Here is a 902-nt window from a genome sequence, read left to right on the forward strand (position 1 = left end):
GCCGCCGCCGACCGAGTAATAGGTCTCCTCGGCGACGACCTGCTCCGCGGCATCCCACGCGGTGATCGTCATGGCGTTCGGATGACCGGGCAGCCGGGTGCGCGGCGCGAAGACGATGTCATCCTTTGCGAACGGGACGTCATGGATGCCGTCGATCGACAGCGCGCCGCCCACGGGGAAGTCCGCCCAGGCGGATCTCACGTCGGCGGGGTCGCACGTCTCCGGCGCGAGTCCGCGGAGCCCGGCGACCACGGCATCCGGAGTCCCGTGCCCGATCCCGGTGGCACCGAGCGAGCCGTACAGCGTGCTGCCGGCGCGCGCCACGCGCGGGAGGGCGCCCGTCGCGGAGAGCCGACGCGCGAAGTCGAGGGCGGCCCGCATCGGTCCGACCGTATGGGAGCTCGAAGGCCCCACCCCGATGGAGAAGAGGTCGAAGGCCGAGACGTACGCAGTCACCCCTCCAGGCTACGCCGCATCGGCGCCTTCGGTTCACCCCGGTTAACTCGGCGCCGCGTCAAGCCCCTTCAGCAACACGTGCTTCCGAGGCATCGTGATCGGACGACACCATGAAAGGGGCCATCATGACGAACAACACTCCCGGACAGGATCCCGCCGAGGCGCAGACGCCCACGCCCACCCCGGCCTCCGACACGAGCGAGGGCGAGGCGACCACACCCGCCGAGGCCGAATCGCCCGAAGACGCCGACCCGAGCGAGGTGCCGAGCACCGAAGACCTCGAAGAGCCGAGCACCGAGAAGGACCCGGGCGAGGAGCCCCAGGCTCCGAAGCGCGAAGAACCCGAGCCCGACCACGAGGCCGTGGGGATCGGGGTCGTCGACACGGAAGAGCCGCAGGCCGGCTGAGCAACTCGCTGAGACACCGGATCACCGCCGAGACCCCGC

2 protein-coding genes are annotated in these 902 nt (G+C 70.8%); one reads left to right on the forward strand and one right to left on the reverse strand.

The annotated features are described in order from the left end of the window. Positions 1-456 (reverse strand): serine dehydratase beta chain (locus tag ACNPM4_RS17390; RefSeq protein ID WP_448986517.1); only part of this gene is annotated, 456 nt, incomplete at its 3' end. Between the two features lie 125 nt (positions 457-581). Here ACNPM4_RS17390 and ACNPM4_RS17395 point away from each other — a divergent pair. Further along, on the forward strand, positions 582-863 hold the full coding sequence (locus ACNPM4_RS17395) for a hypothetical protein (protein WP_448986518.1): 282 nt from the start codon (positions 582-584) through the stop codon (positions 861-863). Positions 864-902 lie beyond the last annotated feature (39 nt).

The organism is Microbacterium umsixpiens (assembly GCF_053543675.1).